Here is a 16,743-nt window from a genome sequence, read left to right as displayed (position 1 = left end):
CTTTCTGATTATCCTAATGTTTTCATTTCCTGTTCAATCGCCTGTTGAGTTCTGACACTTACAGGTACAAGAGGAAGGCGCACATGGTCTCTGCCAATACCTTTCTGTTGTAATATGTATTTGACACCGGCTGGATTACCTTCTATAAAGCATAGATCCGTTATTTCCAGTAATTCATTATGAATTTCTCTTGCATCCGCATAGTTACCTTCTGCACAAAGTCTGGATAAGGTAGCTACTTTTGCCGGATATGCATTTCCAACTACTGAAATAATACCTACAGCTCCCAATGCCATCATGGGCAGTGTAGCCGGATCATCTCCCGAAATAAGGAGAAATCCTTCAGGTTTATCTCTCATAATGGTACTGAATTGAGCAAAATTCGCTGATGCTTCTTTAATCGCTACGATATTGTCAAAATCCTTTGCCAGACGAATAGTTGTTTCAGCTGTCATGTTGCTGCCCGTTCTTCCCGGAACATTATATAAGATAACCGGAAGTTTTGAAGCGGTAGCTATTGCCTTATAATGCTGGTAGATACCCTCTTGCGTCGGTTTGTTATAATATGGAGAAACAGAAAGAATTGCACAGTACGCACTGTTGTCAAATTCCTGTACCTGAGTGACAATTTCTGCAGTATGATTTCCACCAATTCCGGCAACCAATGGAACGCGGCCATTCACCTGTTTGGCAGTAAAATCCCAGATACGCTTTCGTTCTTCTTTAGAAAGTGTAGCGACTTCGCCTGTAGTTCCTAAAGAAACCAAATAGTTCATACCTTCATTGATCTGAAGCTCGATCAGTTGTGCCAGGGCTTCAAAATCAATGGATCCTTCTGCATTAAACGGAGTGACTAATGCGACTCCTGCTCCGTGAAGCTCGTTCATTGTGTTGTTTTTGATTAATGGATATTGTTAATTGTAATATTTTTTGTTTAGTTGTTTATCAAAACCAGCAGTTCCTGTTCGTTGATAATTGGAACCTGTAATTTTTCTGCTTTTGCGAGTTTGGATGGTCCCATCTTGTCTCCTGCTACGAGATAATTAAGTTTGGCAGAGATACTGCTTACCATCTTACCTCCGTGACTCTCAATAAGTGCTGTTAATTCTTCTCTTGAAAAATCAGCAAATACACCGGAGATCAGAAAAGTCTTTCCTTCCAGGCCATTTCCGGCAAGTACTACTTCCTTTTCTTCAATCTCAAACTGCAGTCCGTAATCTTTTAATTTTTGTATCTGCTGCTGATGTATCGGTGTATTCAGATATTGATGCACACTTTCGGCAATACGACCTCCGATATCCTGTACGGATGCGATTTCTTCTACAGAAGCTTGTGCTAATGCATCAATATTCTTAAAATATAAAGCCAGTTTTTTTGCAATAGTTTCTCCTACATGACGTATACCCAATGCAAAAAGTACTTTTTCAAAAGGCTTTTCTTTGGATTTCTCTATGCCCTTGAGCATATTGTCAATAGACTTTTGTCCGAAGCGCTCCAGTTGTTGCAGATCTTCTTCATGCTCGTTCAGGCTGTAGATATCTACGACATTCCGAATCAATCCTTTTTTGAAAAAAGTCTCAATTGTTTCATTTCCCATACCTTCGATATCCATCATTTTACGTCCGATAAAATGTTGCATCTTACCTATAATCTGAGGAGGGCATCCATCTTCATTTGGACAGTAATGTACAGCTTCTCCTTCTTCACGAACGAGTAAGGTCTGGCATTCCGGACAGTGTGTAGGATAATGAAATGGCAGCGCATCTGGTTTGCGTTTTTCCAGATTGGCGGCAATGACTTTAGGGATGATTTCGCCACCTTTTTCTACGTAAACAGTATCCTGTTCATGCAGATCAAGACGTGCTATTTCATTTGCATTATGAAGAGAGGCTCGTTTTACTGTAGTTCCGGCCAGTGAAACAGGTTGCAGATTGGCTACAGGTGTGACTGCTCCTGTACGGCCTACCTGATAACTGATGGACTTTAAAATAGTCTCTACCCGTTCTGCTTTGAATTTATAAGACGTAGCCCAACGCGGATTTTTGGCTGTAAAGCCCAATTCTTCCTGTTGAGCATAATCATTAACCTTGATGACTATACCATCGATTTCATAACTCAGATTATGTCTTTCCGTATCCCAGTAATTAATAAAAGAAAACACATCATCTATATTACTGCACAATCGGGTATGATCACAGACATGAAATCCCCATGTTCGGACAGCTTCAAGACTTTCCCAGTGTGTACTGAAATGTTTTCTTCTGTTGTCCATATACAGAAAATACAGAAAACAGTCTAAAGGCCTTCTGGCGACTTCCGCAGAATCCTGTAGTTTGATTGTTCCTGCAGCAAAATTTCGGGGATTGGCATAGATCTGATCACCGTTTTCTTCCCGTTCTTTATTCAGTCTCAGGAAGGCAGATTTATGCATGAATATCTCGCCACGGATCTCAAATTCTTCCGGATAATCTTGGGTTTTGAGCGTAAGCGGAATGCTGCGGATTGTCCTTACATTGGCAGTTACTTCATCTCCCTGTGTTCCGTCTCCTCTGGTTACTCCTTGTACGAGTTTACCATCTTTGTAGGTCAGACTAATGGAAAGTCCGTCAAATTTTAATTCACATACATATTCAAAATCGTCACCGATGATTTTTCGTACCCGTTGATCGAAATCCCGTAGCTCATCCTGACTGTAAGTATTACCGAGAGACAGCATCGGCCAACGGTGCTTGACAGTATTAAATTTGGATGTAATATCTCCTCCTACACGACGGGTAGGAGAGTTAGGGTCAGCAAACTGCGGGTATTGCAATTCAAGAGCTTCTAACTCTTTGAGCTTCTGATCAAAATCATAATCAGAAATAAGACTCTGCGCCAGGACATAATACTGATAGTTGTAATGATTAAGTTCCTGAGTGAGCTGTGCTATTTTTTCTTGAATTTCAAATGCCGACATAGTCAGCGAAATTACGAAAAATATCCCCTGTAAAGCAAGTAAAGTGCATTTTTAATGTTAAAATGCACAAATATTAGACTATGCTTATTTGTGCGTTTTTTTAATCATCAACGCAAAGCAGTTTATTCGAAATTTTCAACAGGAAGATCCGAGAATTTCCGACGTTTATTCATGAAATATTCCCATATAACACAGCCTTTGTATTTTCCTTTTTTGTTTTCAAAGCGAATCTGTTCCTTACGTTTTTCTGCTGTTTTGAAAATATTCAGGAAAAAATATTGATGTGCACGACTTACAGCCCAGGCATCTTTGAGTTTTTTTTCAGCTAAAAACTTAAAAATTGCAGCAAGATCCAGCCACAAACGCGCAAAAATAACCCATATAGCCGTCCAGAAGGGAAGATTCTTCTGTAACATCAACAGATTGTTTCTGAAATTCAGATACGTCTTTTTCGGATTGCTTGTATTGAGCGTTCCTCCGCCTACATGATACACAGTCGATTGAGGAGAATAGCCGATTTTATAATCCATTTTTTTGAGTCTCCAGCACAGGTCGATTTCTTCCATATGAGCAAAGAAATCGGTGTCAAAACCATTCGCTTCTCTCCAGGCGTCGGATTTAATAAAAAAAGCAGCTCCTGAGGCCCAGAAGATCTCTTTAGCATCATTATATTGTCCATGATCTTCCTCCAGATGGTCCATAATACGGCCTCTGCAGAAAGGGTAACCATAAGCATCGATAAAACCGCCGGCACCACCCGCATGTTCAAATTTCTGCTTATCGTGGTAGGCTAATATCTTGGGTTGGGCTGCAACCATGTCAGGATCTGCTTCCAGCATATCGATGACAGGAGCAATCCAGTTTTCTGTCACTTCGACATCTGAATTGAGCAATACATAATAATCGGCTTCGACCTGTTCGAGGACTTTGTTGTAGCCTCCGGCAAAACCGTAATTTGTGTCATTTTGTATAATAGTAATATGAGGATAATAGTTCTGAACAAATTCTATAGAATTGTCCGTAGAGTTATTATCTCCAATTACAAATTCAATATTGGGATAAGCGCTGTTGTATACGGAAGGCAGGAATTTCTCAAGAAAAAATGCTCCGTTCCAGTTCAGGATAACAACCGCTACTCTGGGATAATTTTTCATTTTCTACGTTTACGTTTCCAACGTCTGTGTGACCACAGCCAGTATTCAGGTTTTTCTTTGATAATGTCCTCTGTAAATTTGTTGTGCAGATGGGTGATTTCATGCTCAGCATACAGCGATACATCTTCTACTAATGTAGTAAATTTACAGTAATAATAGCCTCTTTTTTCTTTTCGTCCAATGTGACAATATACAATAGGATCATGTGTCATTCGGGCGATCCGTTCTGTACCTGTATACACCAGCGTTTCCTGGTTTAGAAATTCCAGAAAATAATCCGAATCCTGATAAACCGGCGTCTGATCTGCGACAAACATACTGATATGAGGTTGTTTTTTTAACCGTATGATAGCTCTCAAAATTTGCTTCATAGGTACCATCTGTGCTCCAAACCGGCTTCTTATATTGTTATAAAGGGTATTGAAGGCGGTATTATTGAGTGGTTTGTATATAATTAAAACCGGATTGGGAGTCATGAGACTTAAGCGGTGAATACCTAATTCCCAGTTACAATAATGTGCTGTCACACCGATCACCGATTTGCCTGCATCAAAATGCCGGTATACTTCTTCCGGATTGACCAGTTCTATACGTTTCTTAACTTGACTGGCTGAGATACTCGCCATTTTTACAGCTTCTATGACCAGATCCGGAAAGAAGCGGTAAAATCTTTTGGCGATCAAAAGTCTTTCTTTTTCAGTCTTTTCCGGAAAGGCATTCTTAAGGTTTTCCAGTACTACTTTTTTACGATATTTGATCCCGTAAAAAAGAAGATAATAGAAAAGATCAGAGAGCGCATAAAGAACCCAAAAGGGTAATATAGAAAGGCAGAAAAGAATACCTGACAACAATTTTATTTTCATGCTATATCTCTTGAAATGCTATTTTGCTACAAATATCCTTAATTTAAGTTACTTTTGCCTTATAATAAAGAGCTAATTTCATTATGTCAAATCATATCTTATTGCCGGCCTGCTATTTGCCACCTGTTTCTTATTTTCATGTTATCAAACAACATGACCTGCCTTTGCTTCTGGAGAAAAAAGAACATTATCCAAAGCAGACATATAGAAACAGAACGAGTATCATGACTTCAAATGGCAAACTGGATTTGACGGTGCCGATCATGCATAAACGCAAGGATCATGTTGCCATGGGAGATATCCGCATCAATTATGATCACAACTGGCAAAGATTACACTGGCTGAGCCTGCAGACAGCTTATAGAAGTTCAGCTTATTTCGAATATTATGAAGATGACTTTGCACATTTCTACAAACAGGAATACGAATTTCTGTATGAACTGAACAAAGAACAGCTTTTGTTGATGCTGAAGTTGCTTAAACTGAACAGAACAGTAACAGATACAGATACTTATGTCCGTGAAGATGAAAATGCACTGGATCTGCGTTCTATGATGCACCCCAGGAAGCCTTCTTTACAAGAACCTGCTATTCCGTATTATCAGGTGTTTGAAAACAATAACGGCTTTATGCCCAACCTGAGTATTATTGATTTGCTCTTCAATCAGGGGCCTCAGGCAAAAAACTTTTTATAGCAAATATTGTGTCGGTTCACAAACCTTTGGAGAGGTTAAGTGTTTTTTGGAAAACAAGTATATGTTAATGAAAACAAGTTTAGCTTTTCTCCTTCTTCTGTTTTGTGTTCAGGGAGCCGTCAGGGCGCAGTCGGGTGTAGACACATTACATTATCGTAAAGTTTATTATTTCGGAGGTACAGGGCTTGCATTTCCTATGGGAAAGACCAAAGATGTTCTTACACCAAAGTTTTCAGGAAGTATGGGGCTTGATATTTCTCTGAAAGACAGCCGCTTTTATGTTATGCCTGTACTTTACACGCTTTCATTTGGTTATAAGCAGCAATTGCTGGATAATACGAGTCCCTATCGTATTAATAACGGAGACGCAACATTTTACAATCTGAGTCTTTCAGGTGGTATGCGAAAACAGTATAAGCGACTCAATACATATGGCTATATCGGTCCCGGTTTCGGAATTTTCCTTGAACCGCGGGCTATCGTCAATGATGCTACATCAGTCGTTGAGATCGAAAAGAAATCCAAATTTAATTTTTCTTCAAAACTTGGTGTAGGGGCTGATTATAAATTCAAAGGGTTTTTCGTCGGTCTGGAAGTGGGGTATGTGCACAGTTTTACCAAGATTCAGAATACGCCAATTAATGCCATGACCGTAATGATAGGACTTAAATCCGATATTACCCGCCTGGGAGATAAAGTGGTATCTGTATTGGGAGTGGATGGAAGTATAAGCGGCAAGCAAGAAAAGTAGAGGTATATGATATATGAAATATCGAAAATAAAAAGGGTAGGACGTATAGCGAAAATATTGTCACAGTATGGATTCGGAGAACTGATCTCCCGTTCTAATATAGATACTTTTGTACCGGACAGCCTGTTACATCTGAATAGCAATACGGAGAAGCTTTTTGAAAAGGATTTTAATGTACGTATCAGACTGGCAATAGAAGAGCTGGGACCGACATTTATTAAACTGGGGCAGTTGCTGAGCAACAGAGAAGATATTATCCCCAAAGATTTGCGCGATGAACTGGTGAAGCTTCAGGATAATGTACCTCCTGAGGAAATGGATGTAAGGCAAAAACTACGTGAGCATTTTGATATAGTACCGGAAGAGCATTTTGAATATATTGATGAGAAGCCTCTGGCTGCAGCATCTATTGGTCAGGTGTATAAAGTTCGTCTCAAATCCGGGAAAGATGCAGTCATTAAAATCAAAAGGAGCAATATCAGAGAAGTCATTACTGCGGATCTGGCTTTTATCAAAGACCTGACAAAATTTCTGGAAAGTAAGTATGAGGTCATTTATAAAATGAACCTTTATCAGATCATTCTGTCATTTGAAAATTCGCTGATGCGCGAGTTATCTTTTGTAAATGAGCTGAATAATATAGAACGTTTCCGCAAAAATTTCAAAGAGAATACACAGGTTTACGTTCCAAAGGTATACAGAGCATATTCTGACGATGAAATGCTTTGTATGGAATTTATTGATGGGGTCAAAATCAACGATGTAGAGGGATTGAAAGTAATGAGTTTAGATCCGAAATCTATTGTTCAGGAAGGACTTGATCTGTATCTGGAACAGGTGCTGGTACATGGGTTTTTCCATGCTGACCCTCACCCGGGAAATGTATTTGTCAATAAGAGAGGACAAATAGTTTTTATAGATTTCGGAGCTATGGGCATGATGATTCCTATGGACAGAAAACTGATTGAAGCTATGGTCATCAATTTTCTGATGAAAGATGCGAGAGATCTGATCCGTAACATCAAAAAATTAGCCGTTGTGCAGCATATAGAGGATGAGCGAAGGCTTGAGCGTGATGCCTATGAGATTTTCGATATCCTGGATCAAAATTCATTGGCCAACATTGAAATTTCAGTATTGTTGCGTATGGTAAATAATACCTTACAACATAATCATATACTGATGCCTGACTTTATTTATATTCTGATACGCGGTATTGTTTTATTGGAAGGAATAGGCCGGCAACTGGATGCAGATCTCAATATTCCGAAGAGTATTTCTCCGTTTGCAGACAGAATTGCCAGGCAAAAAATATCTCCCGGGTATCTCAGAGAACAGACGATAGAGAAAGCTAAGTTTTTAAAAGGATTGTGGAGTGACATTCCGGAAGATGCAATGGCTCTGCTGGATAAGGTTAAGAATGATAAAATACTTCTTCATCACAAGCTCAGAGATTTTGATAGTTTTCAGGTTATTCTACACAGAATGGGGAATAAGCTGATGCTGTCCATATTGGCTATGACATTTGGGATAGGGGCAAGTATTCTTGCGCACGGAAGAGTTGGCTATTTGTTATGGGATATACCGCTGCTTTCCTGGTTGGGATTTCTGATGAGCTTCTTATTGACCGTAGCTTTGCTGCTGCAATTATTCCGGTCAAAATAAATAAGTGAAAATATTTTTAAAAGAATACAATAAATAAATTTCGCAGACGTTTATAATAGCGAAATATAAAAATTTCATAATTTAGGTTAATAATTGGTTTGGATACCCCTGAAGCTCCCCGCTTCAGGGGTTCCATTATTTTATACCTTTATGTTAACCCTCTTTGCTATTGATATCCAGAACTTTAGCGTTTTTTACTTTCTTGTCCAGTAATGCTAATTTAATAACTTCAGACATCTCGGTAACATAATGAAACGTCAGGTCTTTGATATAATCCTCTTTGATCTCTATAATGTCTTTCTGATTCGATTTACAGAGGATAATTTCTTTGATATTTGCCCGTTTAGCTGCTAAAATCTTCTCCTTGATTCCGCCTACAGGAAGCACTTTACCTCTTAGCGTGATCTCACCTGTCATGGCCAGTTTAGCTTTGACCTGTCTTTGTGTGAATAATGAGGTCAATGCAGTCAGCATTGTCACACCCGCCGAAGGACCGTCTTTCGGAGTAGCACCGGCCGGCACATGTATATTTACATCCCACTGATCAAATACTTTATAATTGATGCCAAACTCTTCAGCATGAGATCTGAGGTATGCCATAGCTATACTGGCAGATTCTTTCATGACTTCACCCAGATTACCTGTCATACTTAGTTTGCCTTTTCCGGGACTCAGGCTCGATTCTATAAACAGAATATCACCACCTACAGAAGTCCATGCAAGACCTGTGACTACACCTGCTACATCATTGTTTTCATACATATCTTTGTCGAAAATAGGTGCTCCCAGGATTTGTTCAATATCGGCTTCAGACACATTCGGATCATACTCCTTTTGCATTACAATACGGGTAGCTATACCACGTACTACAGAACCTATTTTCTTTTCCAGTCCGCGGACACCTGATTCACGTGTGTAATCCTCAATAATCTTTTCGACCACTTTTGGACGCATCGCTACATCTTTAGTCTGCAGGCCGTGCATCTCACGTTGTTTTGGAAGAAGGTGTTTTTTCGCTATTTCTATCTTTTCCTCTATCGTATATCCGTTGACCTCAATGATTTCCATACGGTCAAGTAAGGCAGGTTGTACACCATTTAATGAGTTTGCAGTAGCAATAAACATAACCTTCGACAAATCGTATTCCATCTCCACATAATGATCGTAGAAAGCAGTGTTTTGCTCCGGATCAAGAACCTCCAGTAGGGCAGAAGAAGGATCTCCTTTGAAGTCTGCACCTATTTTGTCAATCTCATCCAGTACAAATACCGGGTTAGAGGTTCCGGCTTTCTTAAGGGATTGCACAATGCGTCCCGGCATAGCGCCTATGTAGGTTTTGCGGTGCCCTCTTATCTCGGCCTCATCACGTACTCCACCCAGAGCCATACGGGTATATTTACGTCCCAAAGCGCGTGCTATTGATTTGCCTAAAGAAGTTTTACCAACTCCCGGAGGGCCTACCAGACACAGAATCGGAGCTTTCATATCATTTTTAAGCTTCAGTACAGCAAGGTATTCAACGATACGCTGCTTTACTTTTTCCAGGCCGTAATGATCTTTGTCCAGTACTTTCTGTGCACGTGCCAGATCGAAATTGTCTTTTGTATATTCTCCCCATGGCAGATCCAGTAGCAGTTCCAGATAGTTGAGCTGAACGGAGTAATCTGCAGCAGCGGGATTGATGCGGGCTAATTTTTCAATTTCTTTATTAAAGTGTTTGGCGACATCATCTTTCCATTTCTTGGACTTGGCGCGCTTTTTCAGTTCTTCCAGTTCCAGATCCGGAGTACTGCCTCCCAATTCCTCCTGAATAGTCTTGATTTGCTGATTAAGAAAGTAATCGCGTTGCTGCTTGTCCAGATCTATGCGCACTTTATTCTGAATCTGGTTTTTCAGTTCAAGCAACTGGATTTCGGTTGTGAGGTATTCCAGCAATTGCTTTGCACGCTTCTCAAAGTCTTTCATTTCCAGTAATTCCTGTTTACTTTCTACTTCCAGACTCATGTTTGAAGCGATGAAGTTGACCAGGAAAGTCGGACTTTCTATGTTTTTTATCGCAATGCCTGCTTCACTTGGAAGATTCGGCGACAATTGGATAATTTGCAGTGCCAGTTCCTTAATTGAAGAAATAAGCGCCTTGAATTCTTTATTAACCTTTGGTTTTTCTTCCTTGAATCGCTCAACTTTTGCTTTCAGATAGGGCTCTGACTGAATCGCTTCTGTCAGTTTAAAGCGTTGTTTACCCTGAATAATGACAGTTGTATTGCCATCAGGCATTTGCAGCACCTTAATGATATTGGCTACTGTTCCGATTTTATTGAGTTGTTCAACATTCGGATCTTCAATAGTCATATCCTTTTGGGAAACCACACCTATTGTTTTGTCACCTTTGTAAGCATCCTTTACCAACTTGATGGATTTGTCCCTGCCTACAGTGATAGGGATCACAACACCTGGAAATAACACGGTATTGCGAAGAGGTAAAATGGCTAATACTTCCGGTATGTCAGCATTACTCATTTCATCTTCATCCTGTTGGGATAGTAAAGGGAAAAATTCAGTGTCTTCATTTATAATGGGAATGGCTTGATTGAAATCAAAGGGCTCAAATTTGCTCATATATTATTATTAATGTCTCGGACAGACTGTCAGACTTTGTTGTTTTAAAATGTAAAAAAAAAATACTATTTGGTATATGCAAGCACAGTGCCAAGATAAAAATTGGTATTATTTATGCTATACTAACATAAAAAGGCTGAAAAAAAGACAGTCTCCGGGACTGATTTGTCATAAATATTTTTAAGACTGCAAATATACGAATTGAATTTTTTAGCAGTTATTATATAGTGAAATACATGCAGATAATAGCAGAAATGTGGAAATGTGAATAACTTCTGATTGTGGTATTAAACTATTTGGATCAACTTTACTCTATTCTAGGGAATTGGTGTTCAAATAACATCAAACAACATTAAAAACGAAATAATTTAGATATGAAACTTAATTTCTTAAACATCACTTTGAAAAATGCCAAAATGGGTTTGGCGACTCTAGCATTAGCTTTCTTCGCTCTTAGTGCTTCTGCACAGCAAAAAGAACAGGAACACAGTAATCCTAATGTGAGATTGGGTCAAAAAGCACTATTGGATGGTGATTTCAAAAGTGCAGCAACACACTTGGAAAAAGCCCTTCCTAAAGAAGGAAGTGATCCAAACGTACTGTACATGTTGGGTTACTCGCAATTCCATAATGGTGATTTCAAAAAAGCATCAGATACATTTGGTAAAGTAGTCGCTTTGGATGCTAAGAATGGAACAGCTTATTATTATAAAGCTAAAGCTGCAAATAATCTTGCTGTACAGACCGAAACAAAACTTTCAAGCGCTAACCGTGAGCAATTATTGAAAACGGCAATTGATGATTTTTCTAAAGCAATCGCTATTAATTCAAGTGATGCTAAATTATACCAAAACAGAGCTATTGCTTACCGTGATTTAGGTATTTTAGTAGGTACTTCAGGAGCCGCTAATTATAATAAAGCAGCTGCAACTGATGCTTACAATAAAGCAATCACAGATTACCAAAAGTTGTTGTCATTTGATTCATCAAGAAAAGACATTCAACGTGAAGTGAAAAAAGCTACAGTTTACAGAGATAACCTGAAGTAAGCTGAAAATATAATGAACAGAACGGGTCGAAAATCAAAATTTTCGACCCGTTTTTTTATAACTGAGACGCTATCAGTTGCAAGCGTGCGTTTGTTATTCAGGTACGAGCGACACGCTCGCACAAGCTTTAGAGGACTCCGGCAAATGCCGTTGTTGCGTCTGTTGCTGTCCTCACCAACAGTATAGTTGTGTCTTTCCAGTATCCTGCTTTTAACTTAAAAACGTATTCAACCGTATTGTTGCGTCTGTTGGTGTCCTCACCAACAGTATAGTTGTGTCTTTCCAGAGCCTACTTATAACATAAAGAGGTATTCACCTTGTATTTACGGATAATTAAATGAATAACTTTATTTTTGTTCTTATATCATTTGAGTATGCCGATTCGATTTATAAATAGAGCCCTGCTATTCGTTTTTCTGTTAAGTACGATACTAATCGGTTTTCAGAATCCAACATTAGCACAGGACTTTCCATTTTCTACGCAACTAAAGGATACCACAATAACAGATCCCTATCTGAGAAAAACAAAACCGGATAGTCTCCGATTGCCGGATTATATGGATACCCTATATGCCAGCAAGAAGAACTTCTGGAGGGCAGCTACAGAATGGACACTTACTCAGGCTTTTCCGGCCTCATTCAATTATTTTGTACGTAAAGATCCTTACTCGCATATTACTTTCAAAAATTTTATTGATCATCAGCGTTTAAGCGCATGGAAATGGGATGATAATGAATTTATGACGAATCAGATTTCCCATCCTTATCATGGGCAGCTATATTTTAACTCCTTTCGGAGTAATGGTTATTCGTTTACCACCTCTTCACTTGCCACACTGGCAGGAAGTTATATCTGGGAGACAGGTGGAGAGACGCAGGCTCCATCTATTAATGATCTGGTTAATACCACATATGGTGGTATCGTATTAGGAGAAATGACGCATCGGATTGCAAATAATATACTTGCGAAACCGGCTTATGGTTTTCAGAAACAAGCGAATGAGGTAGTTGCATTTCTGGTTAATCCTATAAATGGTCTGAATCGTCTTCTGGATGGTAAATGGGGAAAATATGAGAAACGAAATCTGACAGATTCATCTGTGATAACAGCAGAAGTGGATATGGGAATAAGGCGATTTGATACAAAAGTTTCCAATCTGCTGGAAAAAGGAAAGAATGCGGCATATGGCAGATTGCGTATTATCTATTCGGCAGGTGACAGTGAGTATAAGAAACCCTTTGAAGAGTTTTATGTCAATCTGGAACTGGGAAGTGATGACAGTTCATTTGTCAATTCCGTCAATGCGTATGGAGTGCTTTATGGAGAGCCTTTATTGATCAGACTTCCCGGCAAACACTATGGTACGATTACAGCCAACTATGATTTTCTGTACAATGAAGCTTTCTTTTATGGAGGACAGAGCCTGAACTATAATGTATTGTCAACATTTAATCTGGGACGTAAGAATAAGCTGAAAACAGCTATGGGGATGGGTTTTGTGTTGTTGTCTGCTATTCCGGATCCGCATCTGCTATATGGAGAAAGCCGTAATTACAATTATGGTTCGGGTTTCTCTGTAAAGTTTGATTCTGAACTCAACCTCTTTGGCCGGTTAAGAATAGGAGTAGGATATAATGGAGCATATTCCTATACATGGGAAAAAAGCGGGAATGCATCCACCTATTACCTGCATGCTTTCTCAGGCAACTTTGGATTCCGGTTCTACAAAGACTTATCGCTGAATCTCAATTCAGGCTATTATCGCCTTGAAGGCGAATTCAGAGATTATCCGGATCTGGACAAAACTTACCCTTTTGCACGTATTTCACTGGGTTACAATATTCGGTTTTAGAGGATGATAACAAGTTTCTCTTTGCCCGAGACTTTCTTAAACCAGTTTAAGTTTTTTATGCAGCAGTTAGCTGAAATTTGTACATAATAAATTATTTCTGATGAAACAGACCGATAACACCCTTTACTCACAGCTTTTTCTTCGGTTAGCGATAGGGATTACCCTTTTATCTGCTGTTGCTGATCGTTTTGGACTATGGCCTGCTGCCTATTCCACCTGGGGAAATATGGATGCCTTTATTGCATATACAGGACAGATTACCTCATTTATGCCGGCTGTAATGACAAAGTTAAATGCCTACTTTGCTACTGCTGCTGAAATTATTTTAGGCATTTTGATTATGCTTGGGTTTAAGACAAGAATAGCCGCAATTAGCTGTGGGATACTATTACTGATTTTTGCGCTTTCTATGACCGTGACACTGGGTGTCAAAGCTACTTTTGATTATTCTGTATGGATAGGAAGTGCAGCATCTTTTTTATTAGCAACGCAGCGGAAATTTGCATATAGTGTAGATGAATGGATAAAAAAGCAAAAGTAAATACGCTAAAGAAGGCTTAACAATTTACAATAACTCTTTTATATGAACATTAACCGGGGCGCAGTTTGACCGTCATTATACCTTTTTCGTATATTCTTTTCTGACCTGGTGAAATACGAAAAAGCCCTTATACCTAAGATATTTCAGATATAAGGGCTAAGTCTGTTTATTTCTGTAATTAACGTTTATAGTTAAACCATTTTATCATTTCTTTAAAGCTGGCTTTCTTACCGTACATCAATATACCTACTCTATAGATCCGGGCAGCTACCCATGTTGTCAGGAGGAATCCACCTACAAGTAGCAAAGCGGAGACTATAATCTGCCATGTCGGGACGCCGAAAGGAATTCTGACGAGCATGGCAATAGGAGAGGTGAGCGGAATAAAACTCAGCCATGTGGCAACAGGGCCGTTCGGATCATTGACCAGTACGCCAAATGAAAGGATGTAGGTCAGTAAAAGCGGCATCGTAATAGGCATCGTAAACTGTGATGCTTCCGTTTCGCTTTCTACTGCAGATCCTGCTGCGGCAAATAATGCACTGTAAAGCAGATATCCACCGATAAAGAAAATAAAGAAACAGATAATTAACTGTGGAAAATTCACAGATTGCATAGCCTCCTGAAAATCGAATCCAGAAGAATTCATAGCCTCCAGTTGTTGCGCCTGTTGCTGACTGTTCATTGCTCCGCTGAGATCTTCTTTAGACAACATTGTTGATGTTGCTATAGTGGTCAGTCCCACAGTGAGCAACAGCCACAGAATAAACTGCGTAAGTCCCACCATACCGATTCCAATGATTTTTCCGAGCATAAGCTGAAAAGGTTTTACACTGGATATAATGACTTCCACTATACGACTGCTTTTTTCTTCAATAATACCCCGCATTACCTGCGCTCCATACAGGAACAGAGAGATATAGATCAGAATAGAGAGTCCCATCGCTATTCCCATTGCCACCTCCGTATGGCTCGCCTTTTCAGAGCCTGTTTCTGTTAATTCCTTAGCGACAAGATTGATTTTAGGACGTATACTGTCTAAAGTTTTTATGTCAATGCCCGCCTCCTTATATTCATAGTTTCTGACGATCTCTTCCAGTTGATTCTCAATCTCGGACTGAGTACTTACACCTGCCTTACCTATTGTAAGGTATTCTATGTGAGTTGTTTTATAAAAATCTTTGGGAATAATAAGGATACCTGAGTTATCTTTCTCCGGATCCAGATCTTTCTTCTGATCCTGAAGTGATTTTAGCGATTCGATATAGGTGATATTCTTATTGCTTTTTAATAATGCACCCGTGTTCCCTTCATTATCTATAACATAAACGGTCGCATGAGAATCTTCAAAGCTCTTTTTTGTTAAATAGAATATCAGTACATACATCCCGATAAAGAATAACGGTACCAGAAAGGTGAGCAGTAAAAAAGACTTCTTTTTTACTCTTGAAAAATATTCACGTTTTATAATCAATAATACCTTATTCATAAGAGGAACTGTTAAGTTGGGATTTCGTTACATTTTCTATAAAGATGTCCTGCATAGAAGGAACCTTTTCTATAATCTGATGAATGCTGATTTTAGGAATAAGATAAGAAAGAGCATCGTTAAGTTTGATCCCTTCCTGAAGCTTTAGTGTTATCTCTGCATGGTCATCCGACGAACCATCAGCTTGCGGGTATGCGATGACTTCAAACAGTTCCGGATTATCCCAGTCCTGAGGTATGGCGTTCTGTTCAAACTGCACGGTAAAAGTCTGATTTTTATATTTCTGTTTTATCTCTCTGACCGATCCGTCCAGGATCTTCTTTGACTTGTTAATCAGCGCAATATTATCACATAACTCTTCCACCGTCTCCATCCGGTGAGTAGAATAGATTATAGTAGCTCCTTTTTTATTCAGTTCCAGGATCTCGTCCTGAATAATCTGAGCATTGACAGGGTCAAATCCCGAAAAAGGTTCATCCAGAATAATCAGTTCCGGTTCATGCACTATTGTAGCCACAAACTGTACTTTCTGCTGCATACCCTTACTCAGATCTTCTACCTTTTTGTCCCACCAGGATTGAATCTGCAGTTTTTCGAACCAATATCGGATTTTTGCAGAAGCTTCCGCTTTTGACAGTCCTTTTAGTTGCGCAAGATAAAGCATCTGCTCCCCAATCTTCATTTTTTTATAAAGACCACGCTCTTCAGGCAAGTATCCTATTTTACCTATATGATTGGGGTTTAAGACTTCTCCATTAAAGAGTATCTCTCCTTCGTCCGGTGCTGTAATCTGATTGATAATACGTATAAGGGAAGTCTTTCCTGCTCCGTTAGGTCCTAAAAGACCGAATATTTTACCCTTTGGAATAAAAAGGGAAACATCATCTAAGGCTCTGTGGTTAGCATACTGTTTGACTATGTGTTTAATGTCAAGCATATTGATTTTGATTGTTTGGCCTAAAATAAATGAAATAAATCAGAATATAATGCATCACATCAGGCTAACTGATTATTTTTTTATTAATAGTATATATGGTGATTATAACCAATAGGTTTACTGCTCATTTGTATGTGTGATCAGGTTACAGATTATTTAGCTGTTTTCCTG

The 16,743-nt window shown here is 39.1% G+C and carries 13 protein-coding genes; 6 read left to right on the top strand and 7 right to left on the bottom strand.

Going from position 1 to position 16,743, the window contains the following annotated elements:
• Positions 1-8 precede the first annotated feature (8 nt).
• From dapA to I6J02_RS00400, 4 genes are all read right to left on the bottom strand, one after another.
• Entirely contained in the window at positions 9-887 is an 879-nt protein-coding gene (gene dapA / locus I6J02_RS00415) for a 4-hydroxy-tetrahydrodipicolinate synthase (protein WP_201679890.1), read from the bottom strand.
• Positions 888-934: 47 nt separating this feature from the next.
• The gene (gene ligA, locus I6J02_RS00410; RefSeq protein ID WP_201679889.1) at positions 935-2,956 is read right to left on the bottom strand and encodes an NAD-dependent DNA ligase LigA; all 2,022 of its coding nucleotides are present in this window, start codon (positions 2,954-2,956) and stop codon (positions 935-937) included.
• A gap of 122 nt (positions 2,957-3,078) precedes the next feature.
• Positions 3,079-4,110 (bottom strand): glycosyltransferase family 2 protein, encoded by a 1,032-nt coding sequence (locus I6J02_RS00405; protein ID WP_201679888.1) that lies wholly within the window; start codon positions 4,108-4,110, stop codon positions 3,079-3,081.
• Positions 4,107-4,973 (bottom strand): lysophospholipid acyltransferase family protein, encoded by an 867-nt coding sequence (locus I6J02_RS00400; protein ID WP_201679887.1) that lies wholly within the window; start codon positions 4,971-4,973, stop codon positions 4,107-4,109. Before I6J02_RS00400 ends, I6J02_RS00405 begins: the two co-directional genes overlap by 4 nt.
• 83 nt (positions 4,974-5,056) lie before the next feature.
• On the opposite strand from I6J02_RS00400, the gene I6J02_RS00395 reads away from it, so the two are divergent.
• The 3 genes from I6J02_RS00395 to I6J02_RS00385 all read left to right on the top strand — a co-directional run bounded on the left by I6J02_RS00395 (position 5,057) and on the right by I6J02_RS00385 (position 8,084).
• Positions 5,057-5,668, top strand: a complete 612-nt coding sequence (locus I6J02_RS00395) for a WbqC family protein (protein WP_201679886.1) — start codon at positions 5,057-5,059, stop codon at positions 5,666-5,668.
• Between the two features lie 67 nt (positions 5,669-5,735).
• Positions 5,736-6,419, top strand: a complete 684-nt coding sequence (locus I6J02_RS00390) for a hypothetical protein (protein ID WP_236582235.1) — start codon at positions 5,736-5,738, stop codon at positions 6,417-6,419.
• Between the two features lie 6 nt (positions 6,420-6,425).
• Positions 6,426-8,084 carry an ABC1 kinase family protein gene (locus I6J02_RS00385; protein ID WP_201679884.1) on the top strand — a complete coding sequence of 553 codons (1,659 nt, stop codon included), beginning with the start codon at positions 6,426-6,428 and terminating at the stop codon, positions 8,082-8,084.
• 153 nt (positions 8,085-8,237) lie between these two features.
• Here I6J02_RS00385 and lon read toward each other — a convergent pair whose 3' ends face one another.
• The gene (gene lon, locus I6J02_RS00380) at positions 8,238-10,703 is read right to left on the bottom strand and encodes an endopeptidase La (protein ID WP_201679883.1); all 2,466 of its coding nucleotides are present in this window, start codon (positions 10,701-10,703) and stop codon (positions 8,238-8,240) included.
• 374 nt (positions 10,704-11,077) lie between these two features.
• Here lon and I6J02_RS00375 point away from each other — a divergent pair, with 374 nt between their 5' ends.
• The 3 genes from I6J02_RS00375 to I6J02_RS00365 all read left to right on the top strand — a co-directional run bounded on the left by I6J02_RS00375 (position 11,078) and on the right by I6J02_RS00365 (position 14,146).
• Positions 11,078-11,752, top strand: a complete 675-nt coding sequence (locus I6J02_RS00375) for a tetratricopeptide repeat protein (RefSeq protein WP_201679882.1) — start codon at positions 11,078-11,080, stop codon at positions 11,750-11,752.
• A 374-nt stretch (positions 11,753-12,126) separates the two neighbouring features.
• Positions 12,127-13,605, top strand: a complete 1,479-nt coding sequence (locus I6J02_RS00370) for a DUF3943 domain-containing protein (protein WP_201679881.1) — start codon at positions 12,127-12,129, stop codon at positions 13,603-13,605.
• Positions 13,606-13,705: 100 nt separating this feature from the next.
• Positions 13,706-14,146: a DoxX family protein gene (locus tag I6J02_RS00365; protein ID WP_201679880.1), complete on the top strand. Its 441-nt coding sequence runs from the start codon at positions 13,706-13,708 to the stop codon at positions 14,144-14,146.
• A 178-nt stretch (positions 14,147-14,324) separates the two neighbouring features.
• Here I6J02_RS00365 and I6J02_RS00360 read toward each other — a convergent pair whose 3' ends face one another.
• Positions 14,325-15,635, bottom strand: coding sequence for an ABC transporter permease (locus I6J02_RS00360; protein WP_201679879.1), 1,311 nt, complete (start codon positions 15,633-15,635; stop codon positions 14,325-14,327).
• On the bottom strand, positions 15,628-16,572 hold the full coding sequence (locus tag I6J02_RS00355; protein WP_201679878.1) for an ABC transporter ATP-binding protein: 945 nt from the start codon (positions 16,570-16,572) through the stop codon (positions 15,628-15,630). The genes I6J02_RS00360 and I6J02_RS00355 overlap by 8 nt, the downstream gene beginning before the upstream one ends.
• Positions 16,573-16,743: the final 171 nt, after the last annotated feature.

Origin of the sequence: Sphingobacterium spiritivorum (assembly GCF_016725325.1) — a bacterium.
Lineage (GTDB): Bacteria > Bacteroidota > Bacteroidia > Sphingobacteriales > Sphingobacteriaceae > Sphingobacterium.
This window is presented reverse-complemented; position numbering and strand designations above follow the sequence as displayed.